Source organism: Micrococcus sp. HMSC31B01 (genome assembly GCF_001816085.1).
Taxonomy (GTDB): domain Bacteria; phylum Actinomycetota; class Actinomycetes; order Actinomycetales; family Micrococcaceae; genus Micrococcus; species Micrococcus luteus.
Window position 1 is genome coordinate 1 of the sequence record NZ_KV824860.1, and the last position, 998, is coordinate 998.

Genomic DNA, 998 nt, shown 5'->3' on the forward strand with positions numbered 1-998 from the left:
CCCGCCCCCGACGACGCCCCACGACGACGCCACGCCATCCCGGCCCGATGCCCCGCTAGTCTGCCGAGATGACCACCCCGACCGGCGCCGTCCCGAGCCCGCATCCGCGGCCGTTCCTCCTCGTCCAGACGCGCCCCGAAGACGACGCCGCGGCCGCCGAGGTCGAGGCCGTCCAGCGACTGGGCGGCTATCCGGAGGGCCGGCTGCGGGTGCTGCGCCTGGACCGCGTCGTGCAGCGCCCGGACGTGGCCACGCACGGCCTGGACTGGGAGGCGGAGCTCGCGGACGTCGCCGCCGTGATCCTGCCCGGCAGCCCGTTCACGGGCTCCGATCCCGAGGAGACCAAGTCCCCCGTGCAGCGCGCCGTGGAGGCGGAGCTGGGCCGGATGCTCGACGTCGTCCGGCGCCGCGACCTGCCGTTCCTCGGCTGCTGCTACGGCGTCGGCACGCTGGGCCGGCACGCCGGCGGCGTCGTGGACAACGCGTACGGCGAATCGGCCGCGCCCGTCGAGGTCACGCTCACCGACGAGGGTGCCGCGGATCCGTTGCTGGCCGGGGTGCCGCGCACGTTCGCGGCGTACGTCGGCCACAAGGAGGCGATGAGCGCGCTGCCGCCCGGCGCGGTGCTGCTCGCCGCGGGCGCCGACTGTCCCGTGCAGATGTTCCGGCTCGGCACCCGCCAGTACGCCACCCAGTTCCACCCGGAGCTGGACCAGGCCGGGATCCTCGAGCGCCTTGAGATCTACCGCGAGCACGGGTACTTCGCGCCGGGCGAGTACGAGCCCACGGTGGCGGGGCTGGTCGCCGTCGACCCCGAGCACCCCCGCCGGATCCTGGCGAACTTCCGCACGCTGTTCGGGTGAGCCCGCCCGGCCCACCCCGTAGCGTGGCCGCATGGACACGCACCGCGCCACCGCTTCCCTGCCCTGGATCGACGGCCCCGCCGTGCGCGCCGCCCTGAGCCCGCGCGCCGCCGTCGACGCGCTGGAGGCGGCCCT

General features: G+C 76.0%; 1 protein-coding gene. It reads left to right on the forward strand.

Going from position 1 to position 998, the window contains the following annotated elements; translation table 11 throughout:
• Nucleotides 1–68: 68 nt before the first annotated feature.
• Nucleotides 69–863 carry a glutamine amidotransferase gene (locus HMPREF3105_RS00850; protein ID WP_070708546.1) on the forward strand — a complete coding sequence of 265 codons (795 nt, stop codon included), beginning with the start codon at nucleotides 69–71 and terminating at the stop codon, nucleotides 861–863.
• The last annotated feature ends 135 nt before the right edge of the window (nucleotides 864–998 follow it).

Coding starts and splice junctions, on each gene's coding strand:
- HMPREF3105_RS00850 (WP_070708546.1), top strand. CDS start 69: ATGACCACCCCGACCGGCGCCGTCCCGAGCCCGCATCCGCGGCCGTTC.